General features: G+C 60.0%; 19 protein-coding genes. 9 read left to right on the top strand and 10 right to left on the bottom strand.

The window, feature by feature from the left end; translation table 11 throughout:
• The first annotated feature begins 77 nt into the window (after positions 1-77).
• Positions 78-1304, top strand: a complete 1227-nt coding sequence (pepT, locus tag JS46_RS01485) for a peptidase T (protein WP_033747115.1) — start codon at positions 78-80, stop codon at positions 1302-1304.
• A gap of 47 nt (positions 1305-1351) precedes the next feature.
• On the opposite strand, the gene JS46_RS01480 is transcribed toward pepT, so the two are convergent.
• Together JS46_RS01480 and JS46_RS01475 are read right to left on the bottom strand one after the other, a co-directional pair.
• The gene (locus tag JS46_RS01480) at positions 1352-2131 is read right to left on the bottom strand and encodes a transporter substrate-binding domain-containing protein (protein WP_033747113.1); all 780 of its coding nucleotides are present in this window, start codon (positions 2129-2131) and stop codon (positions 1352-1354) included.
• A gap of 17 nt (positions 2132-2148) precedes the next feature.
• The gene (locus JS46_RS01475; protein WP_033747110.1) at positions 2149-3309 is read right to left on the bottom strand and encodes a methionine aminotransferase; all 1161 of its coding nucleotides are present in this window, start codon (positions 3307-3309) and stop codon (positions 2149-2151) included.
• 126 nt (positions 3310-3435) lie between these two features.
• On the opposite strand from JS46_RS01475, the gene JS46_RS01470 reads away from it, so the two are divergent.
• Complete coding sequence (locus tag JS46_RS01470; protein WP_033747107.1) at positions 3436-4278, top strand: LysR substrate-binding domain-containing protein; 843 nt, start codon at positions 3436-3438, stop codon at positions 4276-4278.
• Here JS46_RS01470 and JS46_RS01465 read toward each other — a convergent pair.
• The 4 genes from JS46_RS01465 to JS46_RS01450 all read right to left on the bottom strand — a co-directional run bounded on the left by JS46_RS01465 (position 4275) and on the right by JS46_RS01450 (position 10510).
• Entirely contained in the window at positions 4275-5936 is a 1662-nt protein-coding gene (locus tag JS46_RS01465) for a methyl-accepting chemotaxis protein (protein WP_033747106.1), read from the bottom strand. The two genes, JS46_RS01470 and JS46_RS01465, sit on opposite strands and share 4 nt — an antisense overlap.
• Positions 5937-6146: 210 nt before the next feature.
• Entirely contained in the window at positions 6147-7664 is a 1518-nt protein-coding gene (locus JS46_RS01460; protein WP_033747104.1) for a carboxylesterase/lipase family protein, read from the bottom strand.
• 98 nt (positions 7665-7762) lie between these two features.
• Positions 7763-9106: a VOC family protein gene (locus JS46_RS01455; RefSeq protein ID WP_033747101.1), complete on the bottom strand. Its 1344-nt coding sequence runs from the start codon at positions 9104-9106 to the stop codon at positions 7763-7765.
• Positions 9107-9175: 69 nt separating this feature from the next.
• The gene (locus tag JS46_RS01450; protein WP_033747099.1) at positions 9176-10510 is read right to left on the bottom strand and encodes an aromatic acid/H+ symport family MFS transporter; all 1335 of its coding nucleotides are present in this window, start codon (positions 10508-10510) and stop codon (positions 9176-9178) included.
• A 320-nt stretch (positions 10511-10830) separates the two neighbouring features.
• Between JS46_RS01450 and JS46_RS01445 the strand changes: the two genes are divergently transcribed.
• A complete protein-coding gene (locus JS46_RS01445) occupies positions 10831-11751 on the top strand; it encodes a LysR substrate-binding domain-containing protein (RefSeq protein WP_033747097.1) in 921 nt (306 codons plus the stop codon).
• Here the strand turns inward: JS46_RS01445 and smrA are convergent.
• Positions 11748-12314 carry a DNA endonuclease SmrA gene (gene smrA / locus JS46_RS01440; RefSeq protein WP_033747989.1) on the bottom strand — a complete coding sequence of 189 codons (567 nt, stop codon included), beginning with the start codon at positions 12312-12314 and terminating at the stop codon, positions 11748-11750. The two genes, JS46_RS01445 and smrA, sit on opposite strands and share 4 nt — an antisense overlap.
• Before the next feature lie 319 nt (positions 12315-12633).
• Here smrA and JS46_RS01435 point away from each other — a divergent pair, with 319 nt between their 5' ends.
• Together JS46_RS01435 and uspE are read left to right on the top strand one after the other, a co-directional pair.
• Positions 12634-13386 (top strand): FNR family transcription factor, encoded by a 753-nt coding sequence (locus JS46_RS01435; RefSeq protein ID WP_033747095.1) that lies wholly within the window; start codon positions 12634-12636, stop codon positions 13384-13386.
• A gap of 174 nt (positions 13387-13560) precedes the next feature.
• A complete protein-coding gene (gene uspE, locus JS46_RS01430) occupies positions 13561-14523 on the top strand; it encodes a universal stress protein UspE (protein ID WP_033747093.1) in 963 nt (320 codons plus the stop codon).
• 206 nt (positions 14524-14729) lie between these two features.
• Here uspE and pntB read toward each other — a convergent pair whose 3' ends face one another.
• Both pntB and pntA read right to left on the bottom strand, forming a co-directional pair.
• A complete protein-coding gene (gene pntB / locus JS46_RS01425; RefSeq protein WP_033747091.1) occupies positions 14730-16118 on the bottom strand; it encodes a Re/Si-specific NAD(P)(+) transhydrogenase subunit beta in 1389 nt (462 codons plus the stop codon).
• A 3-nt stretch (positions 16119-16121) separates the two neighbouring features.
• Complete coding sequence (gene pntA, locus JS46_RS01420; protein ID WP_033747987.1) at positions 16122-17654, bottom strand: Re/Si-specific NAD(P)(+) transhydrogenase subunit alpha; 1533 nt, start codon at positions 17652-17654, stop codon at positions 16122-16124.
• Positions 17655-18189: 535 nt separating this feature from the next.
• Here pntA and ydgH point away from each other — a divergent pair.
• Complete coding sequence (ydgH, locus tag JS46_RS01415; protein WP_033747089.1) at positions 18190-19143, top strand: DUF1471 family protein YdgH; 954 nt, start codon at positions 18190-18192, stop codon at positions 19141-19143.
• A gap of 203 nt (positions 19144-19346) precedes the next feature.
• Positions 19347-20738 carry a basic amino acid/polyamine antiporter gene (locus tag JS46_RS01410; RefSeq protein ID WP_033747087.1) on the top strand — a complete coding sequence of 464 codons (1392 nt, stop codon included), beginning with the start codon at positions 19347-19349 and terminating at the stop codon, positions 20736-20738.
• Here JS46_RS01410 and JS46_RS01405 read toward each other — a convergent pair.
• Complete coding sequence (locus JS46_RS01405; protein WP_033747085.1) at positions 20735-21151, bottom strand: hypothetical protein; 417 nt, start codon at positions 21149-21151, stop codon at positions 20735-20737. The genes JS46_RS01410 and JS46_RS01405 overlap by 4 nt on opposite strands.
• Before the next feature lie 175 nt (positions 21152-21326).
• On the opposite strand from JS46_RS01405, the gene rstA reads away from it, so the two are divergent.
• Both rstA and rstB read left to right on the top strand, forming a co-directional pair.
• Positions 21327-22055 carry a two-component system response regulator RstA gene (rstA, locus tag JS46_RS01400; RefSeq protein ID WP_033747984.1) on the top strand — a complete coding sequence of 243 codons (729 nt, stop codon included), beginning with the start codon at positions 21327-21329 and terminating at the stop codon, positions 22053-22055.
• Positions 22052-23353, top strand: a complete 1302-nt coding sequence (rstB, locus tag JS46_RS01395) for a two-component system sensor histidine kinase RstB (protein ID WP_033747083.1) — start codon at positions 22052-22054, stop codon at positions 23351-23353. The genes rstA and rstB overlap by 4 nt, the downstream gene beginning before the upstream one ends.

The following is a 23353-nucleotide window of genomic DNA, read 5'->3' as shown; positions in this document are numbered from 1 at the left end:
TGATCCAGACGCTTTATGGATACCACGTTTTCGTAACATAACGAATCCCGCTGTTGGCAGACAAATAAGGATCGGTGATGACAGCCCTTGCAACTCAGTTAACTCAACGTTTTTTTCGCTACCTGGCGGTCAGCAGCCAGAGCGACGCGACATCAGCCACCTTGCCGAGCACGCCGAGCCAGCACGCCATGGCGCAGCTGCTGGCGCAGGAGCTGACCGCCCTCGGGCTGGATAAAGTGGAAATCGACGACTGCGCCACGGTGACGGCGGTGAAGCGCGGCAACCGCCCCAGTGCGCCGCGCATCGGGTTTATCACCCATATCGATACGGTTGATGTAGGGCTCTCGCCCGATATTCATCCGCAGATCCTCACCTGGCAAGGCGAAGATCTGTTGCTCAACGCGCGCGAAGATATCTGGCTGCGTCGCGACGCGCACCCGGAGATCGCACCCTATCTCGGCGAGGAGGTTATTTTCAGCGACGGCACCAGCGTGCTGGGCGCGGACAATAAAGCCGCGGTGACGGTGGTGATGACGCTGATGGAAAATTTGCAGGGCGATCACGGCGATATCGTGGTGGCCTTTGTGCCCGACGAAGAGATTGGCCTGCGCGGCGCGAAGGCGCTCGATCTGGAAAAGCGCTTCAACGTCGACTTCGCCTGGACCATCGACTGCTGCGAACTGGGCGAAGTGGTCTATGAGAACTTCAACGGCGCGTCGGCGGAGATCACCTTTACCGGGGTGCCGGCGCATCCGATGTCGGCCAAAGGGGGGCTGGTTAATCCGCTGCTGATGGCGCACGACTTTATCAGCCTGTTCGATCGTCGGGAAACCCCGGAACATACCGAGGGTCGTGAAGGCTATATCTGGTTTAACGAGCTGCAGGCGGGCGCCAGCCAGGCGACGCTGAAGGCCTCGATTCGCGATTTCGATCTGGCGCAGTTTGCCGCGCGTAAAGCGCAGCTGCAGCAGGCCGTGGCGGAGATTGCGCAGCGCTATCCAACCGGCAGCGTCGCCATCAGTATCAGCGACATCTACAGCAACATCAGCAACGCCGTGGGCGAGGATCGTCGCGCGATCGATCTGATCTTCGCCGCGCTGGCGGATCTCGATATCGAACCGAAGGTGATCCCGATGCGCGGCGGCACCGACGGCGCGGCGCTGTCGGCGAAAGGGCTGCTGACGCCGAACTTCTTTACCGGCGCGCACAACTTTCATTCCCGCTTCGAGTTTCTGCCGATTTCATCTTTTGTGAAGTCCTATCAGGTGGCGGAAAGGCTTTGCTTACTGGCGGCGCAGGGCTAAAGGCTGCGCAGGTGAGAAAAAAGGCGGCCATTCGGCCGCCTTTTTTGCTATTTCGTCGCGCTGACGTCAATGCCGGGGAAATATTTCGCCGCCAGCTTTTTCACCGTGCCGTCATCCTGAATTTTGGTAATCGCCGCATCCAGCTCCTGCTTCAGCTTCGTATCGCCCTTACGCAGGCCGAAACCGATGCCGGAGCCGAGAATCGCGTCGTCCTCGACCGCCTTGCCGGCAAAAACAAAGCCTTTGCCCTGGGGTTTATCGAGGAAGCCCGACTGGCCGGCGGCAGACATCACCAGCGTGCCGTCCAGACGGCCTGCGACCATATCGTTATAGACCTGATTCTGATCCTGATAGGAGGTCACGGTCACGCCTTGGGGCTCCCAGTGCTTCTTGGCGTAGGTCTCCTGAATCGAGCCCTGCAGCACGCCGATATTCTTGCCTTTCAGCGCCTCAGCGGTCGGCTGCAGCTTCTCGCCCTCTTTCACGATCAGCATGCTTGGAATGCGGTAGATCGGCTTCGTGAAGTCGATGCTTTTCGCCCGCGCCTCGGTGATGTTCATCGCCGAGTTAATGGCGTCAAACTTCTTCGCCTGCAGCGCCGGGATCAAGGCGTCGAAACTGCTCTCTACCCATTGACAGTTGAAATTGCCGGTGGCGCAAATGGCCTTGCCCAGCTCGATATCGAACCCTTCCAGCTCGCCCTGCGCATTGCGGCTCTCAAACGGCGCATACTGCGATTCAAGGCCATAACGCAGCGTTTCCGCTGCCAGCGCGTGCACTGAACTCATCATGCCCAGCGCAAGAAAGAGCGCATTGATTTTTTTCATTTTGTTTTCCCCTGAGATTAACCCTTCACCCGACAGAGCGCTTCTGCGCCGCGCTGCAGGGTGGCGTCGTCTTTTGCAAAAGAGAGACGAATCACGTTGTTGTCGGTGCCGTCCATATAAAACGCCGAAAGCGGAATGGTTGCCACGCCGTGTTCGACGATAAGACGTTTTACCATCTCGCTGTCAGGTTCGTCACTGAAATGTCCGTAGCTGGCCAAAACAAAAAACGAACCGGCGCACGGCAGCAGTTTAAAGGGCGAATCCTGCAGCAGCGTCACCAGGCGATCGCGCTTCTGCTGATAGAACGCCGACAGCGACAGATAGTTCTCGGCGCGCTGCAGATAGTGCGCAAATCCGATCTGCATCGGCGTATCGGCGGCGTACATCATAAACTGGTGCACTTTCACCAGCTCCTCCATCAGCTCGGCCGGCGCAAGGCAGTAGCCGACGCGCCAGCCGGTTACGTGAAAGGTCTTGCCGAAAGAGGAGACGATGACGCTGCGCTGCGCCAGCTCCGGATGGGTCGCCATGCCGCAGTGGGCGCGACCGTCGAACAGAATATGCTCGTAGACTTCATCAGAAAGCACCACGATATCGGTGCCGCGCGTCAGCGCCGCCAACTGCGCCAGATCGGCAGACGTCAGCACCTGCGCGCTCGGGTTGTGCGGCGTGTTGATAATGATCATGCGGGTGCGCGGCGTCAGCGCGGCGCGCAGCGCTTCCCAGTCGATGGCGTAGTCAGGGAATTGCAGCTTCAGGCCAACCGGCGTGCCGCCCTGCAAACGCACCACCGGCGCGTAGCTGTCGAAGGCGGGCTCGAAAAAAATCACCTCGTCGCCCGGGTTCACCAGCGCTGTAATCGCCATATAGATGCCCTGGCTGGCGCTGCCGCTGATGAGCACTTCGGTCGCGGGATCGTAGTGCTGGCCATAGAGCGCCGTGACCTTCGCCGCCAGCGCCTCTTTCAGCGCGGGCCAGCCGGTCATCGGCGCGTACTGGTTATAGCCTTCACGCATGGCGCGGCTGACCGCTTCCACCAGCGCCGGATCGCACGGAAAATTGGGCGCGCCCTGCGACAGGTTAATCGCCTGGTGCTGCGCGGAGAGCTGGCCGATAACGCTGAATATGGTGGTGCCTACGTCGGGCAGTTTCGAGGTCACGTTAACGCTGCTTTTCATCGGGCGGGCTCCTGCTCGGCTGCATAAAAATGTCGATTTCGTTGATATCTATTCAACGACCCGGCGCTTGAGCCGACAAGCGAATTGTTGTCATAATAGCCATGACTAATTTGCATAGCTGGAGTGATGATGCCGCGTTCTCTGCCGCTTAACGCCATACACGCTTTCCTGGTGACCGCGCGTCATCTCAACCTGACGCGGGCAGCGGGCGAACTCTGTATTACCCAGGGCGCGGTGAGCCGCAAAATCGCCACCCTTGAACACTATCTGGGGTTCACGCTGTTCGAGCGCCACGCGCGCGGTCTGCGCCTGACCTCGCAGGGCGCGGCGCTGCTGCCGGAGCTGCGTCAAGGGTTCGAGCTGATAGCGGGCGCGACGGACAAGGCGATGCGCCAGCATGGGGTGATCCGGCTTAAGGCGCCGACCTGCGCCATGCGCTGGCTGGTGCCGCGGCTGGTGGCGCTGGAGCAGCAGCGGCCTGAGCTGCACGTCGCGCTGACCACCACGCTGGAACATCACGCGCAGCTGGAGGGGTTCGACGCCGCTATTCTGTACGGCACGCCGCCGCCTGGGGCGATCCACCTGTTTGACGAGGCGATTACGCCGGTGATGGCGGCCGACGCCGCGCCGCCCGCCTCGCCCGAGGCGCTGGCCTCCATGACCTTTCTGCACCCCACCGGCGATTCCCGCGACTGGCAGCTGTGGCTGAGCGCCCAGAACACCAGGCTGACGATGGCGCGCAACCAACACTTCAGCACCATGGATCTGGCGATCAGCGCGGCGATACAGGGGTTTGGCGTAACGGTGGCGGATATCAATCTGGTGGAGAGCGATCTGGCGAACGGGCGTCTGATTGCGCCGTTCGCCAGCCGGGTGAAAACCGGGGCGGCCTACAGTCTGCTGCAGCGCCCGGTCAGGGAAGCGCCGCCTTACCTTGCGGATCTGGCGGCGTGGCTGTCACGCGCTTAAAAGGTGACCCAGTCGGCGCTTGACTCCTCTTTAGGACGCGGCGTGACGCCGGCGGTCGGGATCGGACGGCTGTTGCGTGCCGGCGCGCTGGCCAGCGGCTCCTGCGACGAGAGGCGGAAACGGGAGACGGAGGCTTCCAGCGATTCGGTCTGACGCGCCAGCGCGGCAGCGGCGGCGGAGACCTCTTCCACCAGCGAGGCGTTCTGCTGCGTAACGCTGTCCATTTCGGTGACGGCGACGCCTACCTGCGAAATGCCTTTGCTCTGCTCTTCCGACGCGGCGGCGATCTGCTTCATGATGGCGTCCACGTCCTGCACCGACTTAAGAATATGGTGCATGGTGTTGCCGGTATTGCCCACCAGCGCCGCGCCCTTGTCGACGCGCTGCACCGAATCCTCAATCAGCGCGGCGATCTCTTTCGCCGCGGCGGCGCTACGCTGCGCCAGATTGCGTACCTCGCTGGCGACCACCGCGAAGCCGCGACCCTGCTCGCCGGCACGCGCCGCTTCCACTGCCGCGTTCAGCGCCAGAATATTGGTCTGGAAGGCGATGCCGTTAATGACGCTGGTGATCTCGGCGATCTTTTTCGAGCTGCCGGAGATGCCGTTCATGGTAGAGACCACTTCGCTCACCAGCTGGCCGCCCTGCTGCGCGGTCGACGAGGCGGTTTCCGCCAGCCTGCTGGCCTGGCGGGCGTTGTCGGCGTTGAATTTTACCGTCGCGGTCAGCTGCTCCATGCTGGCAGCGGTCTGCTCCAGCGCCGCCGCCTGCTCTTCGGTGCGGGAAGAGAGATCGTTGTTGCCTGCCGAAATCTCCGCCGCGCCGCGGGAAATGTTCTCAGTGCCGCTGCGAATGGCGCTTACCGCTTCGCGCAGGCTATCCTGCATGGCGCTCAGCAGCGGCACCAGTTTGCCGACGCAGTTGCGGCCGAACGGCGTGACCGGCTGGCTTAGATCGCCAGTGGCGATCACGGCGAAATGCTCGCGGATACGGTCCAGCGGCTTAACCAGCATGGTGACCAGATAGCGATCGGTAAACAGCAGGATCAGCAGGCCGGCGAACACCGCCGCCATCAGCGTGATTTTGGTCAGCACGGTCAGGCGATCGACGTTAACGCGGGTCTGATCGAGCTTAATCGCCGCCGCCTGGTTAAAGGCTTCGGCGCTGGCACCAAAGGCGCGGCTCAGCGCGGGCGTCACCGTACTGGCGTGCTGACGATAGACCTCAAGCGACCCCTGGCGCGCCTTCTCCAGCTGCGGCGTCACGCCCTCGTCGAGCAGCTTTTGCCAGCTGGCGATGGTCTGGTCTACGATCTGCGGCTTCATCGGGCCGGGCGCCATCTGCTTAAACTGCGCCAGCTGCTGGGTCATATTGTCCAGCGCCTGCTGTACCGGCTTCCAGTCGGCGTCAGCTGGCTGCGCGCCGCCGGCTTTCATCTCCATCACGCGCGACAGGCGCGTAATGACGCGGAAATACTGGTCGTTACCCTTGCTTAAGGTGGTCATCTGCGCGACCAGATGGCGGTCGACATCATTGCCGTTGCTGAGCTCGCCGAGCGAATGGACGCTGAACCAGCCCACTGCGCACCACAGCAGGCAAAACAGGCCGAGAATCCACAGCATAACGGCGCGAATCGTGAAGTTTTTTAATATACCCATAGCCAAATCCTTGACGGTGAAAACCGAGAGGGGCCCGATAATCTCGGGCATACAGGCGTTATCGGCAGGGATTAAGGAAGGTACAGCCTTTTAGTTAGCAATAAAGTTGCTCAATGCGCCAGCGCGGCGCAGAGATAACCTGATGATTTAACAGCATTCGTCTCGGCAAGAATGGGTGATAAACCTTGCTGGCGCCTTATTAATTAGCCGTCAAAGCTTCACCATGCTTTTCATCATCAGGCGAAACAGCCTCAGTCGGGCGCGTAAGAAATTGCGCTTTAGCAGTAGCGCCTCTTTTCCGCCCTCGCCGAACGCCAGCGTGACGTCATCGCCGGGATGCCAGACAGGCCAGCTAATTTCCCCCTCCAGCCGATGGCTGAATGCGCTCGCGTCGCGCGCAAAGGCGAACCAGTAATCCGCCATACGCTGCGCAAAGGCGCGATCGGCGGCGGTATAGGGCCGTTCGCTGTCGACGGGCTGCATCGCCGTAAGAGTATTGAGCGTATAGGGCACTTCATTGCCGTGCCAGGCGCCGTGCGGATAGAGATCGCGCGACTGCTCGGAGATATAGTCGAACCAGTAGCGCCAGCCCGGCATGCCGACATTGTGCTGCGCGCGCATCAGGATCCACGGCATGACGCTGAAGGCCATATCGCGCGCCGCCGCGCGTCCCAGCAGGCGGTCATCGTGAATATCGTAAAGCCACTTCAGCAGCCGGTAGCTGAACGGCCGGTTGACGCGCAGCTGGCGCATCACCTCGGCGCTGTCGACCTTGAAGTATTCCAGCACGCTCGCTTCGTCGCTGTTGCTGCCCGCCATAAGCGGAATGCGATGCTGGCGCGCGGCCATAAAGGTATTCAGCATCGGCTGGGGCAGCACCGCATCGCCGGCAATCGGCACCGGCCCGTGCCATAAAGGCGACTCCAGCGGCCAGAAGGCGTCGGCAGGCAGCGCGCGCAGCTGTTGCGCGGTGGCATTGGGCAGACCGAAATGCGCCGCGACCTGCTCGCCCTGCTGCAGCGCCGCCTTGCGCGGTTTGTCCGGCAGGCTGTAGGCGCTCTGCACGATGGCTTTATGAAACAACCCCTCCGCCAGCGGCGAGCAGCAGAGCGAAAGGACGCTGCGCGCGCCAGAGGATTCGCCGAATAACGTGACGTTGTCACGATCACCGCCAAACGCGGGGATGTTGCGCTGCACCCACTGCAGCGCGGCAATCTGATCGAGCAAGGCGAAATTGTTGACTATGCCGCCGTCGCGATATTCCGCGTCCAGCGCCGGATGAGCGAAAAAGCCGAGGTGGCCGAGGCGGTAATTAATTGTCACCACTACGGCGCCGCGCGCCGCCAGCGGCTTGCCGTTATAAGGCGCCAGCCCGCCCGACCCCATTACGAAGCCGCCGCCGTGCAGCCACACCATGACCGGCAGCGGCCGCGCAGGTTCGATGTCCGGCGTCCAGACGTTGAGATAAAGGCAGTCTTCGCTGAGCGGACCGGGATCGCCGCCGCCCGCGACGGCGCAGAGCGCGCGATTCTGCCAGCAGGCGGCGCCGAACTCGGTCGCGTCGCGCACCTCGCGCCACGGCGCTACCGGCTGCGGCGCGCGCCAGCGCAGCGCGCCCACTGGCGCGGCGGCATATGGAATACCCTTAAAGACAAAGAGATCATCATCCATACTTCCTCTAAGCTCGCCTTCGGCTGTGCTGAGGCGCAGAGGTCGTCTGTTTTTCATTACCTGTTCCCTGATAAAGCGTTAAGGCATTATCTACAGGCCGTTAAGATGTTGTCTATGTCCTTAGTGCATTTGCAGATTATGCTGAATCGACGCCGCTAAGCGTCGTGGAAACCACATCGGGCCAGCGATTGTTGCTGGCGCGCCTGATAAAGCTGCATTTCATCCTGTACCGGCGCGCCCAGCGCTGCTTCAAAATCGGCCCTGCTGGCGTGGCCGGCAGAACGGCCCTGCGCCCGATCGCCCAGATTTGACTGAAAGATGCCTGCCGCGCTGACCGGCAAGAAATCCTCATACACGATCGGATCGGCAATGATACGGCCCTGTTCAATCAGCGCCGCCAGCGATTCGCCCGGCTGCGGCGGCTGCGCCTCGCCCTGTTCGCTCAGCCGGTAGGCAAACCAGGCAAGCTCCTGTTCGCGCAGGCTGTGCTCATCATCGGGAAAAGCGCGAAACACCTCGGCCAGGTGCTGCTGATGCTGCTGGTTGTCGACGCCGGTGCCAGCTGCCGTCAGCAGACGATCGTAGAGCGCGCGGCCTTTCGGCGTCAGCGCCGCGCCGCGCTGCTCGATTTCGCCAAAGCGCGCGGTATGGGTGCCGCTTTCGCCCTGCTGAAAAATCACCGGCTCCTCCAGCGCTTTAAAGCTGGTCTGACGCAGCAGAATCGGCACCTCGCGCCGCGGCGGGCCTTCAATCAGCGCCTTGGGATCGATGCCGTATTCCGGCATCAGCGTCTGTACCTGGTCGATATCGAGAGTGCGCGGCGTCAGGTGGTTGATATGGCATCCCGGAAAGCAAACCACATCGGCGACCAGACGATGCTGCTGGCTTAACGCCTGATAGGTGGCGCTGTCGACGGTGCTCAGCGCGTGCCAGCGGAAAGTCTCCAGCGCCTCTTTAACGAAGGCGTCGGCGTCTGCTTCATCCAGGCCGCCCTGCTGCTGGTACTGGGCAATCAGCGCCCGGCAGCGCGGCGTGAAGATATCGCGCTGCGCCAGAATCGCCGCCGCTTTTTCCCGCAGCGAGAGATCGTCGATCAGCTCCAGCCGCAGCAGCGAGGTAAAAATGCGAAAGGGATTGCGCCGCAGCGCCGCGTCGCTCACCGGCCGAAACGCGGTGGAGTGCACCGGCACGCCCGCCTGCGAGAGATCGTAATAGCCGACCGGCTCCATCCCCATCACCGCGAACATCTGCCGCAGCGTCGAAAGCTCCTGCGCCGTGCCAACGCGAATGGCGCCGTGACGCTCCAGGTTAAGGCGGTCCAGCTCGTCCGCCGCAGCCAGCCGGCTTTTCAGCGCCGGACAATCGGTTAAACAGTCCTCGTTGACGCGCTGCACCAGCGTCATCAGGGTGCCATACTGCGGCACTTCTTGCTGATACATAGCGGACATCGCCTGCGAGAAGCGCGTACGAATAGCGTCTGCGCTAAGGAAGTGATTCATGCTGCCTGCTCCTGACGTGATCGAGATTGCTGCTACTGTAGAGCAACGCGCTGTCGGCAGGCGAAAAAGTTACGGATTTGTGATCGGCTTAAAGCCGAAGCGGTTTTTCATCACCAGCATCAACGTGGTCAGCAGCGCAGGGATCGCCAGCAGCACAAAGATCAGACTGAATGACCAGCCAAGCGAAAGCATCTCCGCGCCGACAAAGGCGCTGAGGATAGCGCCGACGCGTCCGACGCCGTGCATCCAGCTAGAGCCCGTCGCGCGCGCATGGGTGGGATAGTAGCTGGCCGACAGCGCGTTCATGCCGGTGTTGGCCCCGTTGAAGCAGAAGCCGCTAAGGAAAGCGATGCCGCTCATCATCCCGACTTCCGCCGGAGAGAAGCCCAGCGCGACGATCGCCAGCCCGCCGCAGAAGTAGATTGCCGCCAGCGCCAGCGTGGCGTTGAAGCGATCCATCAGCCAGCCGGCGAACAGCGAGCCGAGGGTGCCGCCCGCCTGATACATCGCGGTGATAATGGCCGCTTCGGTGACCGACATGCCGAGCGTATTAATCAGCGACGGCAGCCAGCTGCCTATCAGGTAGACCAGAAACAGCCCCATAAAATAGCCGCCCCACAGCATCAGGCTGCCGAACAGATAGCGACGCGATACCACGGTAGCGATTGCGCCCTGCGTCGGCAGCGTCGGCTCCTGAGAGTGAAACGCGCTGTCGGGCCGCGTCGCGCCCGGCAGCATCCGCTCGAGAATGGCGTGAATGCGCGTCGCTGGCGCGCGGCGGCTGATCAGAAAGCGCACCGACTCCGGCAGGCCGCGCACCAGAAACGGCAGCACCGCCAGCGGCAGAATGCCGCCCAGCATCATCACAGCATGCCAGTTATAGCGCGGCAGCAGCCAGGAGGCGGCGAAACCGCCGCTGGCGGCGCCGAAGGTAAAGCCGCAGAACACCACGGTGATAAGAAAGGCGCGGCGGCGCTCCGGCGCATACTCCGCCACCAGCGTGCCGACGTTGGGCATCGCCGCGCCCAGCCCCAGACCGGTAAGGAAGCGAAACAGCATCATCTGCTCGATGTTGTTCGCCAGCGCGGTGGCGAGCGTCCAGAGCCCGAAGAAAAAGACGCTCAGAATAATCATCATGCGTCGACCGTAGCGATCGGCCAGCGGCCCCGCCAGCATTGCGCCGAGCGCCAGCCCGACCAACGCCGCGCTGATCACCACGCCAAGCTGATGGTTAGTTACCCCCCAGCCCGCCTTCAGCGTCGGCGCGATAAAGCCCATTAAGGCGATATCCATGCCGTCAAGGGCAACGACGATGAAGCAGAGCGCGATCAGACGCTTCTGCCAGCGGCTGAGCGCTGACTGATTGATTAACTGGCGAACGTCCACGGCTTCGACGCTGGTCACTGCGAACTCCTCACTGCGCTCACCCTGAGGCATCAGTTTTGGTAAAAAAAACGGCGGTTATGATAGCCCATCGTTAACGATAAGACGCCAGATTTTTATATGATATTGAGAATTATTCAACTTTAAAGCGCTAACCTGTTGAATTTGTGCTGGTGGGATCAACTCAATGAGCAGGACCTGCTGATTAGTCAGCTAATTTTTTCGCTTTATCAATAACTCGCGTAAAAGGACGCTTTTTGTTAATTTTATTTTGCAGCAAAGTTAACAAAACCCAGCTTTACTGGTTGCCGACCGGCGTTAAAACTCATTAAGTTTGAGAGATGGACAAAAATATCCTTTTCAATCAGCGCATTCGCTTGCGCCATCTTCATACCTTTGTTGCGGTGGCGCAGCAGGGAACCCTGGGACGCGCGGCGGAAACGCTGAGCCTTAGCCAGCCTGCGCTGTCAAAAACCCTTAACGAGCTTGAGGAGCTGACGGGCGTTCGCCTGTTTGAGCGCGGCCGACTGGGCGCGCAGCTCACTACCATGGGCGAACAGTTTTTGATCCACGCGGTGAAGGTGCTGGATGCGCTCAACCACGCGGGCCAGAGCGTTAATCTGCCGGTCTCGACGCGTCCGGTGGTGATCCGCCTCGGCGCGCTGACCACCGCAGCCATGGGCATGCTGCCGCAAATTCTCGATCGTTTTCACCAGCAGCAGCCCCATGCGACCGTGCAGGTCGCCACTCTGCACAATAACGTGCTGCTCGCCGGGCTGCGCGCGGGCGAATTCGAGATCGGCATCGGTCGTATGGCGGACAGCGATATGATGGCCGGACTCACCTACGAGCTGCTGTTTCTTGAATCCCTCAAGCTGGTGGTGCGCCCTGAACACCCGCTTTTAAGTGACAACGTCACTCTTTCCCGCGCGATGCAGTGGCCGGTAGTAATTTCGCCTGAAGGCACCGCGCCGCGCCGCATCGCGCAGCAGATGCTCGATGAACAGGGCTGCACCCTGCCGAGCACCTGCGTTGAAACCTCGTCAACCTCGCTGGCGCGTCAGCTGGCGCTGCGCTATGACTATGTCTGGTTTGTGCCGTCGGGCGCTATTAAGGAAGATCTGGCGCATAACGCGCTGTGCGCCCTGCCCATCAGCTCATCCGGGCCAGGGGAACCGGTAGGGATTATTACCCGCACCGGCTATCCTTTGAGCCTTAGCGCTGAGATCCTGATGGCGACCATCCGCAAGGCGCCGGATTAACGGCTACGTTTCGCATGACGCTCGCGGTTGTCCAGCCGCGCCTTTTCGGTCTTACGCAGGCCGACATAGAGCGCGCCCGCGCCGCCGTGCTGCGGCTGCGAGGTGCAAAAGGTCTGGACGTCGTCGAACTGACGCAGCCAGCGCGCCAGATAGCTGCGCACGATATTGGCATGGGATTCGTTGTCGCGTCCTTTGCCATGAATGATCAATAAATTGCGCAACCCATCCTTACGCGCCTGCTGCATAAAGCTAAATACCGCCTGCCGGCAGGTCTCCACCGGCTGGCGCAGCAGGTTCAGGCTGGCGTCCAGCTTGTATTCCCCTTTGCGCAGCTTATCCAGCACCCCCTGCTGAATGCCGTCGGCCTTATACTCCAGCGGCGTTGCAAGGGGAATGATGTCGAGGTAGCCACGCGTCAGAAAGTTCTCTTCTTCCGCCTCTGCGTCAGGCCGACGCGGCGCTTTGGTCGAGGGCGATTTCAGCCACAGGGTGCTGGCGCTGTCTTTCAATGGAGTGACGTCACCCATGGCATCCCGAAACAGGTCTTCATCGTCCAGGTTCATAGTCATTTCTCACTCCAGGTTATCAAGGAAACAGAGATCAAATCCGCCTCTGCAGATGCAATAGTAGCAAACGCCAAAAAAGGTGCGCCAGCGCTGAATCGCGCCAGATTGCTGTTTAGAAAATGCGCATCGGGATCAAAAAAAGTGGAAAGTTTTCGTGCCAAATCGCAAAAATGTGACGCGCAGGGCTTGCTACAGCGCGGTTCCGCGCCACGTCTGACATCCCTACTCTTTATAAGCCTAAAACTGCTCGGACGAGTTCCCTTCAGCACAAAAAATGTTAAAATTGACCCCAGTCAATAATCGTCGAGCGTACATTATGATCACTGAAAAACGCACCATTCGCCGTATTCAGTCAGGTGGCTGTGCCATCCACTGTCAGGACTGCAGCATTAGTCAGCTGTGCATTCCGTTCACCCTGAACGAACATGAGCTGGATCAGCTCGACAATATTATCGAGCGCAAAAAACCGATTCAAAAAGGCCAGACGCTGTTTAAAGCGGGCGATGATTTGAAATCGCTCTACGCTATCCGCTCCGGCACTATCAAAAGTTATACCATCACCGAACAGGGCGATGAGCAGATTACCGGCTTCCACCTGGCGGGCGATCTGGTGGGCTTCGACGCCATTATGAGCGGCAGCCACCCGAGCTTCGCGCAGGCGCTGGAAACGGCGATGGTCTGCGAGATCCCATTCGAAACGCTGGACGATCTGTCAGGCAAAATGCCGGCTCTGCGCCAGCAGATGATGCGTCTGATGAGCGGCGAAATCAAAGGCGACCAGGATATGATCCTGCTGCTGTCGAAGAAAAACGCCGAAGAACGACTGGCCGCGTTTATCTGGAATCTTTCGCGCCGTTTCGGCCAGCGCGGCTTCTCGCAGCGCGAGTTCCGTCTGACGATGACGCGCGGCGATATCGGCAACTACCTCGGCCTGACCGTCGAGACCATCAGCCGCCTGCTGGGTCGTTTTCAGAAATCGGGCATGCTGGCGGTGAAAGGCAAATATATCACTATTGAAAACCATGACCTGCTGTCCGAACTGGCCGGTCAGAGCGTTCAGGCTGCTTAATTAATTGGCCGCCTAATGATTAGAGTTGCAGGTATGGGCGCAACGCCTCTGCAACTCTGATTCGCGCCGCAAATTTGTTAGTTTATTGATCCCACAGCAACTTTTCCGCTTCTTCCCGTCCTTAACTTAGGCTATCTTTAAACCAGTTCGCCTTGGTTTAAGGAGTTATTCCCTATGTCCCGCTACCAAAATATGCTGGTCGCTATCGATCCCCAGCAAGACGATCAGCCGGCGCTACGCCGCGCGGTTTACCTTAATCAGCGTATCGGCGGCAAAATCAAAGCCTATCTGCCGATTTACGACTTCTCATATGAGATGACCACGTTGCTCTCCCCTGACGAGCGCGCCTCGATGCGGCAAGGCGTGATCAGCCAGCGCACCGAGTGGATCCGCGAGCAGGCGCGCGCCTATCTTGAGGCGGGCGTGGAGATCGAAATCAAGGTGGTCTGGCATAATCGCCCCTATGAAGCGATTATCCAGGAGGTGCTGGCGCACGGGCACGATCTGGTGCTGAAGATGGCGCATCAGCACGACCGGCTGGAAGCGGTGATCTTCACCCCTACCGACTGGCATCTGCTGCGTAAATGCCCTTGTCCGGTGTGGATGGTGAAAGATCAGCCCTGGCCGGAAGGCGGCAAAGCGGTAGTAGCGGTCAATCTCGCCAGCGAGGAGCCGCACCACGATGAGCTGAATCAGAAGCTAATCCGCGAAACCACGCGGCTGGCGGAGATGGTGAACCATACCGAGGTGCATCTGGTGGGCGCCTATCCTATTACCCCGATCAATATCGCGATTGAACTGCCCGACTTCGATCCCAGCGTCTATAACGACGCGATCCGCGGTCAACATCTGGTGGCGATGAAGGCGCTGCGTCAGAAGTTCGCGATCCGCGAAGAGTTTACCCACGTCGCCAAGGGGCTGCCTGAAGAGGTGATCCCCGATATCGCCAGCCAGCTCAGCGCCGGGATTGTAGTGCTCGGCACCATCGGGCGCACCGGCCTGTCGGCAGCGTTTCTCGGCAATACGGCGGAACAGGTTATCGACCATCTGCGCTGCGATTTGCTGGCGATCAAGCCTGACGATTTCAATTCGCCCATTACGCTCGATGATGACGACGAAGAGGATGATGAGGAATAAGAGCAAGGGCGGCCAGTTGGCCGCCCTTTAATTTTGACCCTGTGCTGATGCCAGTGACAAAGCCCGATCGCAAAGACGCAAAATCGCCATCCCTGGCAGCTCGACCCGCGCCTTCCCTGGCGCGGGACGCTTTGCTCTTCGGTCCTTGTCACTCGCATTTTATGATGTGCAGAGACTTCAGGGCGGCCAGCTGGCCGCCCTTGTCGTTACAGCGCTTTCAGTATCCCTTCCACGCTCGCTTTGGCATCGCCGAACAGCATCTGCGTGTTCTCTTTGAAGAACAGCGGATTCTGCACCCCGGCATAGCCGGTATTCATCGAACGCTTAAACACGATGACGTTCTGCGCCTTCCACACTTCCAGCACCGGCATGCCCGCGATAGGGCTGCGCGGATCGTCCTGCGCCGCCGGGTTAACGGTGTCGTTGGCGCCGATGACCAGCACGGTATCGGTATCGGCGAAATCGTCGTTAATCTCATCCATCTCCAGCACCACGTCATAAGGCACTTTCGCCTCCGCCAGCAGCACGTTCATATGACCAGGCAGACGACCCGCGACCGGGTGAATGCCGAAGCGCACCTTGACGCCGCGCGCGCGCAGCTTCTCGGTGATCTCCGCCACCGGGTACTGCGCCTGCGCTACCGCCATGCCGTAGCCTGGGGTGATAATCACCGATGAAGAGTGCTTCAGCAGTTCGGCCGTCTCTTCCACGCTGATTTCACGATGCTCGCCCGCCTCTTCGCTCTCTCCGCCCGCGCTGCTGTCGGTGCCGAAGCCGCCGGCGATCACGCTGATAAAGGAGCGGTTCATCGCCTTACACATAATGTAAGAGAGGATGGCGCCCGACGACCCCACCAGCGCGCCGGTAACGATCAGCAGGTCATTGCTCAGCATAAAGCCCGCCGCCGCCGCCGCCCAGCCCGAGTAGGAGTTAAGCATTGACACCACCACCGGCATGTCGGCGCCGCCGATAGAGGCCACCAGATGCCAGCCGAAGGCGAGCGCGATCAGCGTCATCAGCAGCAGCGCGAATACCTGCGCGCCGGTGCTTTCGGTGCGTACAAACCACAGCAGCAGCAGGAAAGAGACCACCAGCGCCAGCAGGTTGAGTTTATGGCGATGCGGCAGCATCAGCGGACGCGACGAAATCTTGCCGCGCAGTTTGCCGAACGCCACCAGCGAGCCGGTAAAGGTCACTGCGCCGATAAAGATGCCGAGGAAGACTTCGGTCAGGTGAATATTCTCCATCACCGCAGGCAGGCCCGGACCATGATCGATAAAGCTGTTGAAACCCACCAGCACCGCGGCCAGGCCGACGAAGCTGTGCAGGATCGCCACCAGCTCCGGCATTTCGGTCATTTCGACCTTCTGCGCCAGACGCACGCCGATAGCGCCGCCGATCACCATCGCCAGCAAAATCCAGGCGACGTTGCCGCTGTCGGGACCAAAAATGGTCGCCAGCAGCGCCAGCGCCATCCCGCTGATGCCGAAGAGATTGCCCTGCTTCGAGGTCTCATGCTTTGAGAGCCCTGCCAGGCTGAAAATAAACAGAATCGCGGCAACAATGTATGCTGCAGTTACTAATCCGCCAGACATCGGTTACCCCTTACGAAACATTTTCAGCATGCGCTGGGTGACGGTGAAACCGCCAAAAATATTGATGCTGGCAATCAGCACCGCAATAAACGAAATAAAGGTGACCCAGCCGCCATGCCCCATCTGCAGCACCGCGCCGACCACGATAATGCCGGAAATGGCGTTGGTGACCGACATCAGCGGCGTATGCAGCGCGTGGCTGACGTTCCATACCACGTAGTAGCCGACCACGCAGGCGAGCGCGAACACGGTGAAGTGCGACAGGAACTCTGCCGGCGCGACGTTGGCGAGGCAGGCGAACAGCACGATCGCCAGCGCCAGCAGCAGATACTTGCGCCAGGTCGGTGCGGGCTTCGCCGCCTCCTTGACTACCGGCTGCGCGGCCGCAGGCGCGGCTTTCGGCGCGGCGGAGACCTGAATCGGCGGCGCAGGCCAGGTGACCTCGCCGTCGCGGATCACCGTCACGCCGCGCACCACGACATCGTCGAAATCGATGGCGATTTCGCCGTTCTTCTCTTTGCACAGCAGCTTCATCAGGTTCACCAGGTTGGTGCCGTAAAGCTGCGAGGACTGGGTCGGCAGGCGGCTGGGAAGATCGGTATAGCCGATGATCTTCACGCCGTTGTCGCTGACGGTAACGCGATCGGCGACGGTCAGTTCGCAGTTGCCGCCGGTTTGCGCCGCCAGATCGACAATGACGCTGCCTGGCTTCATGCTGGCCACCATCTCGGCGGTAATCAGCTTCGGCGCCGGTTTGCCCGGAATCAGCGCCGTGGTCACGATAATGTCGACCTCTTTCGCCTGCGCGGCGAACAGCGCCATCTCCGCCTTGATAAAGGCTTCTGACATCACTTTCGCATAGCCGTCGCCGCTGCCCGCTTCCTCTTCGAAATCGAGCTCAAGGAATTCGGCGCCCATGCTCTGCACCTGCTCTTTCACTTCCGGGCGGGTATCGAAGGCGCGCACAATGGCGCCGAGGCTGCCCGCCGCGCCAATAGCCGCCAGACCGGCGACGCCTGCGCCAATCACCATCACTTTCGCCGGCGGCACTTTTCCCGCCGCGGTAATCTGTCCGGTAAAGAAACGGCCAAACTCATGGGCGGCTTCGACGATAGCGCGATAGCCGGCGATATTGGCCATCGAGCTGAGCGCATCCAGCGACTGGGCGCGAGAGATGCGCGGCACGGCATCCATCGCCATCACGGTCACCTGACGCGCCGCCAGCTTCTCCAGCAGCGCCGCGTTCTGCGCTGGCCAGACAAAGCTCACCAGCGTGCTTCCCGCACGGGTCAGAGCGATCTCTTCGTCGTCGGGCGCATTGACCTTCAGCACGATATCGGACTGCCAGATCTGCTGGCTGTCGCAAAGGGTGGCGCCTGCGGCGACGAAACTCTCGTCATCAAAACTGGCGCGTTTGCCCGCATCATGCTCGACGGCAACGCTAAAACCCAGTTTGATAAGCTGCTCCACGGTTTTCGGCGTCGCCGCCACGCGCGCCTCGTTGGGCAATCGCTCTTTGGGTATTCCAATTAACATATTCATCCCTTTCATCAATTGATGATGGCCTGTCGACTGCATAACGACGCAGCGCCTGAAACAGGGTTTCAGGCGCTTATGAACGAAATGCACTTGTATCAAAGTATTTATAACCTACTGAAAATATGAACAGCGATCTACAATCAGAACCTCTGTCAGTGACATTCATACGATTATTCAGCGTCAAAAGAGAAAAGCCGCGCTATGCGACTGCAAATTGAAAAGTTTGAAATATATTCTGCTTAGCAGAATCGTGTCATGACGAATATCCGGTTAATAAAAACCTTTATTTAACAATGCATTAACTGTTTCAGCACTAAGCATTACCACCTTTACTGATAATCAGTACAAAAAACGTCCTTAGCAAATTTGCATGACGCCATGATGAATTTCGCTATCAATTTCCCGTGATTTGTCGCATAAATTGGCTGCGACAGCCTGTTTATAACATGCAATAATCATCGGCTAATCTGTTATACATCAAGAGTCCAGCACGTTTTCGTACTCATTTTGCGTAAGGCGAAGGATCATTTTTATGAAGCTGAAGAACACCATTCTGGCGTCAACCTTGTTATCCCTGCTCGCGGGCAACGCATTCGCCGCGCAGGAACTGACGCCGGAAAAAGCGGCCGAGCTGAAACCATTCGAACGTATTAACGTCACCGGCCGATTTAATGCGATTAACGACGCGGCCGACGCCGTGTCGAAACGTGCGGATGAGCTGGGTGCCGCCTCTTACTACATTCAGGGCATCAACGACAGCAACGGCAACAGCGGCAACTGGCGCGTGACGGCCGATCTTTATAAAGCAGACGCGCCGAAAGCAAACAACACCAAAACCTACCGCGTCATGAACGGCGTGAAAGAGCTGCCGAAGGCGGAAGCCTTCCGTCTGGAGCCGTTCGACACCGTAAGCGTCAGCGGCTTCTTCGCCAGCCAGCCAGACGTTAACGACGCCATCAGCAAAGCGGCGAAAGAGAAAGGTGCCGCCGCGTTCTTTATCGTGCGCCAGGTCGACGCCAACAACGGCGGCAACCAGTACGTGACCGCCTATGTCTATAAGGCCGACGCGAAAGAGCGTAAGGTGCAGAGCCCGAACCTGATCCCGGCAGACTCCGATGCGGGCAAAGCGGCGCTGGCGGCCGGCGGCGAAGCGGCGAAACGCGTTGAGATCCCGGGCGTCGCCTCATCGGAAACCCCGAGCAACAGCGTTGGTCGCTTCTTCGAAACCCAGAGTTCTACCGGCCAGCGCTATACCGTAAAACTCGCCAACGGCCAGTCGATTCAGGAAGTGAACGCCATTACCGCCGCGCAGATGCAGCCGTTTGACACCGTGACCTTTACCGGCCACTTCGGCACGCCGACCGAAATCTCGGAAGAAGTGGCGAAACGCGCCGCGGATAAAGGGGCGAAGTACTACCACGTGACCCGCCAGTGGCAGAACCAGAGCGGCGGCAACCTCACCGTCACCGCCGATCTCTTCAAGTAATCTCCCTCAGGGCGGTGCCTGCCGCCCTGCTGTTTGCATTATCCCTTCACAATTTTGCATAACCACGCATTGCCATCCCTTTTCGCACTCCGTAGAATCTGCGCCCTGCTTTTAGGCGAATCCGTCATGTAAAAGCAAAACAGCACGGTTAAATTCGTCGCTCAGAACACAATCCAGCCACTTATGCTAGCGGGAAGGGTATTTTGGAGAAAAAATTAGGTCTCAGCGCGCTTACTGCGCTGGTGCTCAGCTCAATGCTCGGCGCGGGCGTGTTCAGTTTGCCGCAGAATATGGCGGCGGTGGCGGGTCCGGCCGCCCTGCTGATTGGCTGGCTAATCACCGGCGTCGGCATCCTGTTTCTGGCGCTGGCGATGCTGCTGCTCACCCGGCTAAAGCCGGACCTCGACGGCGGTATCTTTACCTATGCGCGCGCCGGTTTCGGCGAACTGCTCGGCTTCTGTTCCGCCTGGGGCTACTGGCTGTGCGCGGTAATCGCCAATGTCTCCTATCTGGTGATCGTTTTCTCGGCGCTGAGCTTTTTTACCGACACGCCTGACCGCGTGGTGTTCGGCGACGGCAATACCTGGCAGGCGATGCTGGGCGCGTCGCTGCTGCTGTGGATGGTGCATTTTCTGGTGCTGCGCGGCGTGCAGACCGCAGCAGGCATCAATCTGCTGGCGACGCTCGGCAAGCTGGTGCCGCTGCTGCTGTTCGTCGTGCTGGCGGTCGCGGCTTTTAATTATGACCAGTTTCATTTCGACTTTTCCGGCCTTACGCTCGGCGTGCCGCTGTGGGAGCAGGTGAAGCAGACCATGCTGATTACCCTGTGGGTATTCATCGGCGTGGAAGGCGCGGTGGTGGTTTCCGCCCGCGCGCGGCATAAAAAGGATGTGGGCCGCGCCACGCTGCTGGCGGTGCTGGCGGCGCTGCTGGTCTATCTGCTGGTGACGCTGCTGTCGCTCGGTATCGTGCCGCGCGCCGAACTGGCGCAGATGCGCAACCCGTCGATGGCGGGCCTGATGACGCGCCTGATGGGCCACTGGGGCGATGCGGTGATCGCCGCCGGCCTGATCGTATCGGTGTGCGGCGCCTACCTGAGCTGGACGATTATGGCGGCGGAAGTGCCGCTGATCGCCGCGCAGCAGGGTGCCTTCCCGCGCAGCATCGCGCGTCAGAACCCGCGCGGCGCGCCTGCCGCCTCGCTGTGGCTGACCAACGGCAGCGTGCAGATCTGCCTGATCCTGATCGCCCTGACCCACGCCGACTACAACACGCTGCTGACCATCGCCTCAGAGATGATCCTGGTGCCCTACCTGCTGGTGGGACTCTATCTGGTGAAGCTGACGCGTGGCAAAGCGCAGCCGCTGGCGCTAGCGGTCGGTCTCGGCGCCAGCCTTTATGGACTCTGGCTGCTCTACGCCTCAGGGCCGCTGCATCTGCTGCTGTCGGTGGTGCTCTATGCGCCAGGCCTGCTGCTGTTTCTCTTCGCCCGTCGCGGCGGACGCGGCGACGTCTCGCTGACCCAGCTGGAGCGCGTGGCTATTGGCTTATTGATGGCGGCGTCGCTGCCCGCGATGTGGCAGCTAATGGTTTAGTGCGGTTGACCGGGGATCGCCACATACAGCAGGTCATCCTGCTGTGTGAGGTTGAGCGGTTTACGGTATTCCTGATGGATCGCCTCCAGCTGCTGCGCGGAGAGCGGATAAGGCAGCTGGATATCGAAACGGCTGATGTGCTGCTGTTCGGCCAGGGTAATGAGGCGAGCGATATTGATTTCGTCGCTGACCTGAGTCGAAATGATTTGTAATGCTAATTCTTTCAGATGCTCGTCGCTCGCCTGTAGACTGCGAGCCGAGGATTTACGCGTCACCATGCCGAAAATCGGCATCACGCCGTAGATGGCGTCAACGAAACTCCAGCGTTTTTTGCAGGAGGCAGAGAGAAAATCACTGTAGTTCAGGCAGATGCGGTCACTGTATACGGCTGAAGCCAGCTCTTTATCAGACACCCTCTCTCTCCCTCTGTTTTTCATTATGGTTCAGAACCTTGCTTAAACGCGCTGTTAATGATGGCACATTTTGCCGTGCGGATACCAGTCGCGCAGGGATATTTCGTGCGGTGGCATAGTGCTCAGGACCGGGAAAAGCTATGCTGCTCGCCAGGCTTATTTGTCGCAGTGGATTATGAATAAAATCGTTTTTGTAGAAGACGAACCGGAAGTGGGTTCGCTGATTGCGGCCTACCTTGGCCGCCACGATATTGAGGTGATCGTCGAGACGCGCGGCGACCGCGCCGAAGCGGTGATTGCGGCCGAACAGCCGGACCTCGTGATGCTGGATATTATGCTGCCCGGCAAAGACGGCATGACCCTGTGCCGCGATCTGCGCAGCCAGTGGCAGGGCCCGATTGTGCTGCTCACCTCGCTCGACAGCGACATGAACCATATTCTGGCGCTGGAGATGGGCGCGCAGGACTATATTCTGAAAACTACCCCGCCTGCGGTGCTGCTGGCGCGGCTGAGGCTGCATCTGCGCCAGGCGCAACTCGGTCAGGGCGATGATGCGCCCGCGCCTGCTCCGGCGCAAAAACAGAAGCTGCTGCGCTTCGGCTCGCTCACCATCGACGCGCTGAATCGCGAAGTGACGCTGTTTAGCGAGCAGATCGTGCTCTCCACCGCCGACTTCGACCTGCTGTGGGAGCTGGCCACGCACGCCGGACAGATCCTGAATCGCGACGCGCTGCTGAAGACCCTGCGCGGCGTCAGCTACGACGGCCTGGATCGCAGCATCGACGTGGCGATTTCCCGCCTGCGCAAAAAGCTGCACGACAGCGCCACCGAGCCTTTCCGCATCAAAACCATCCGCAACAAGGGCTATCTGTTCGCCCCGCAGGCGTGGGATACCCAGGCATGAGAAAACTGTTTATCCAGTTCTATCTGCTGCTCTTCGTCTGCTTTCTGGTGATGGCGCTGCTGGTGGGCCTGGTCTACAAATTCACCGCCGAGCGCGCCGGCAGACAGTCGATGAACGACCTGATGGCGAGCTCGCTCTATCTGATCCGCAGCGAACTGCGCGAAATTCCGCCGCGCGACTGGAACCGAACCATTAAAAGTCTCGATCTCGGTCTGTCGTTCGACCTGCATATCGAGCCGATGAGCAAATATCAGCTCGACGAGCCCGATATGCGCCGGCTGCGCGCTGGCGAAATTGTCGCGCTGGACGATCAGTACACCTTTTTGCAGCATATTCCGCGCAGCCATTATGTGCTCTCCGTCGGCCCGATCCCCTACCTCTTTTATCTGCATCAGATGCGGCTGCTGGATATCGCGCTGCTGGTGTTTATCGGCATGTCACTGGCGCTGCCGGTGTTTATCTGGATGCGGCCGCACTGGAAAGAGATGCAGCGCCTGGAGATTGCGGCGCAGCGCTTCGGTCGCGGCGAGCTGGATGTGCGCACCCATTTCGACAACACTTCCAGCCTGTTCCGCCTGGGGGTCGCCTTTAACCAGATGGCGGAGAATATCAATACGCTGGTGGCGAGCAAAAAACAGCTGATCGACGGCATCGCCCACGAGCTACGCACGCCGCTGGTGCGCCTGCGCTACCGGCTGGAGATGAGCGATAACCTCACCGCGGGCGAGTCCGCCGCCATCAACCGCGATATCGGTCAGCTGGAGAGTCTGATTGAGGAGCTGCTGACCTATGCGCGGCTCGACCGCCCGCGCGTCGATCTCAACCTCACCTCGCTCGACCTGGCGAACTGGCTGCGCGAACACATTAACGATGTGCGCGCCCTGAATCCGCACACGCAGATCGATCTCGACCTGCCGCAGCGCGAAAATCACGGCGTTTCCGACACCCGCCTGATGGAGCGCGTGCTGGACAACCTCGTTAACAATGCGCTGCGCTACGCCGATCGTCGGCTGCGCGTCAGCCTGTGGTTTGACGGCGCGCTCGGCTGCCTGCAGGTAGAAGATGACGGCCCCGGCATTCCGGCCGAGGAGCGCGAACGCGTCTTCGAGCCCTTTGTTCGCCTCGATCCGAGCCGCGACCGCGCTACCGGCGGCTGCGGTCTGGGACTCGCTATCGTTCACTCTATCGCGCAGGCGCTCGGCGGCCACGTGAGCATCGAAGGCAGCCCGCTAGGCGGCGCCAGCGTTCGCTTTTGCTGGCCGGTTGATCTACCTTTGCGTGACCCTTCGGCGCGATAA

This window comes from Pantoea sp. NGS-ED-1003, assembly GCF_000738765.1.
GTDB classification, from domain to species: Bacteria; Pseudomonadota; Gammaproteobacteria; order Enterobacterales; family Enterobacteriaceae; genus Pantoea; species Pantoea septica.
The sequence above is the reverse complement of the archived record's forward strand: the minus strand, read 5'-3'. Positions and strand labels throughout refer to the sequence as shown.

Bases quoted from the DNA above. Each gene is read 5' to 3' on its own strand.
- rstA (WP_033747984.1), top strand. From the start codon at position 21,327: ATGAATAAAATCGTTTTTGTAGAAGACGAACCGGAAGTGGGTTCGCTG.
- pepT (WP_033747115.1), top strand. From the start codon at position 78: ATGACAGCCCTTGCAACTCAGTTAACTCAACGTTTTTTTCGCTACCTG.
- JS46_RS01465 (WP_033747106.1), bottom strand. From the start codon at position 5,936: ATGGGTATATTAAAAAACTTCACGATTCGCGCCGTTATGCTGTGGATT.
- JS46_RS01435 (WP_033747095.1), top strand. From the start codon at position 12,634: ATGATCACTGAAAAACGCACCATTCGCCGTATTCAGTCAGGTGGCTGT.
- JS46_RS01445 (WP_033747097.1), top strand. From the start codon at position 10,831: ATGGACAAAAATATCCTTTTCAATCAGCGCATTCGCTTGCGCCATCTT.
- pntA (WP_033747987.1), bottom strand. From the start codon at position 17,654: ATGTTAATTGGAATACCCAAAGAGCGATTGCCCAACGAGGCGCGCGTG.
- JS46_RS01475 (WP_033747110.1), bottom strand. From the start codon at position 3,309: ATGAAAAGCAGCGTTAACGTGACCTCGAAACTGCCCGACGTAGGCACC.
- pntB (WP_033747091.1), bottom strand. From the start codon at position 16,118: ATGTCTGGCGGATTAGTAACTGCAGCATACATTGTTGCCGCGATTCTG.
- JS46_RS01455 (WP_033747101.1), bottom strand. From the start codon at position 9,106: ATGAATCACTTCCTTAGCGCAGACGCTATTCGTACGCGCTTCTCGCAG.
- smrA (WP_033747989.1), bottom strand. From the start codon at position 12,314: ATGAACCTGGACGATGAAGACCTGTTTCGGGATGCCATGGGTGACGTC.
- rstB (WP_033747083.1), top strand. From the start codon at position 22,052: ATGAGAAAACTGTTTATCCAGTTCTATCTGCTGCTCTTCGTCTGCTTT.
- JS46_RS01460 (WP_033747104.1), bottom strand. From the start codon at position 7,664: ATGAAAAACAGACGACCTCTGCGCCTCAGCACAGCCGAAGGCGAGCTT.
- JS46_RS01470 (WP_033747107.1), top strand. From the start codon at position 3,436: ATGATGCCGCGTTCTCTGCCGCTTAACGCCATACACGCTTTCCTGGTG.
- ydgH (WP_033747089.1), top strand. From the start codon at position 18,190: ATGAAGCTGAAGAACACCATTCTGGCGTCAACCTTGTTATCCCTGCTC.
- JS46_RS01480 (WP_033747113.1), bottom strand. From the start codon at position 2,131: ATGAAAAAAATCAATGCGCTCTTTCTTGCGCTGGGCATGATGAGTTCA.
- uspE (WP_033747093.1), top strand. From the start codon at position 13,561: ATGTCCCGCTACCAAAATATGCTGGTCGCTATCGATCCCCAGCAAGAC.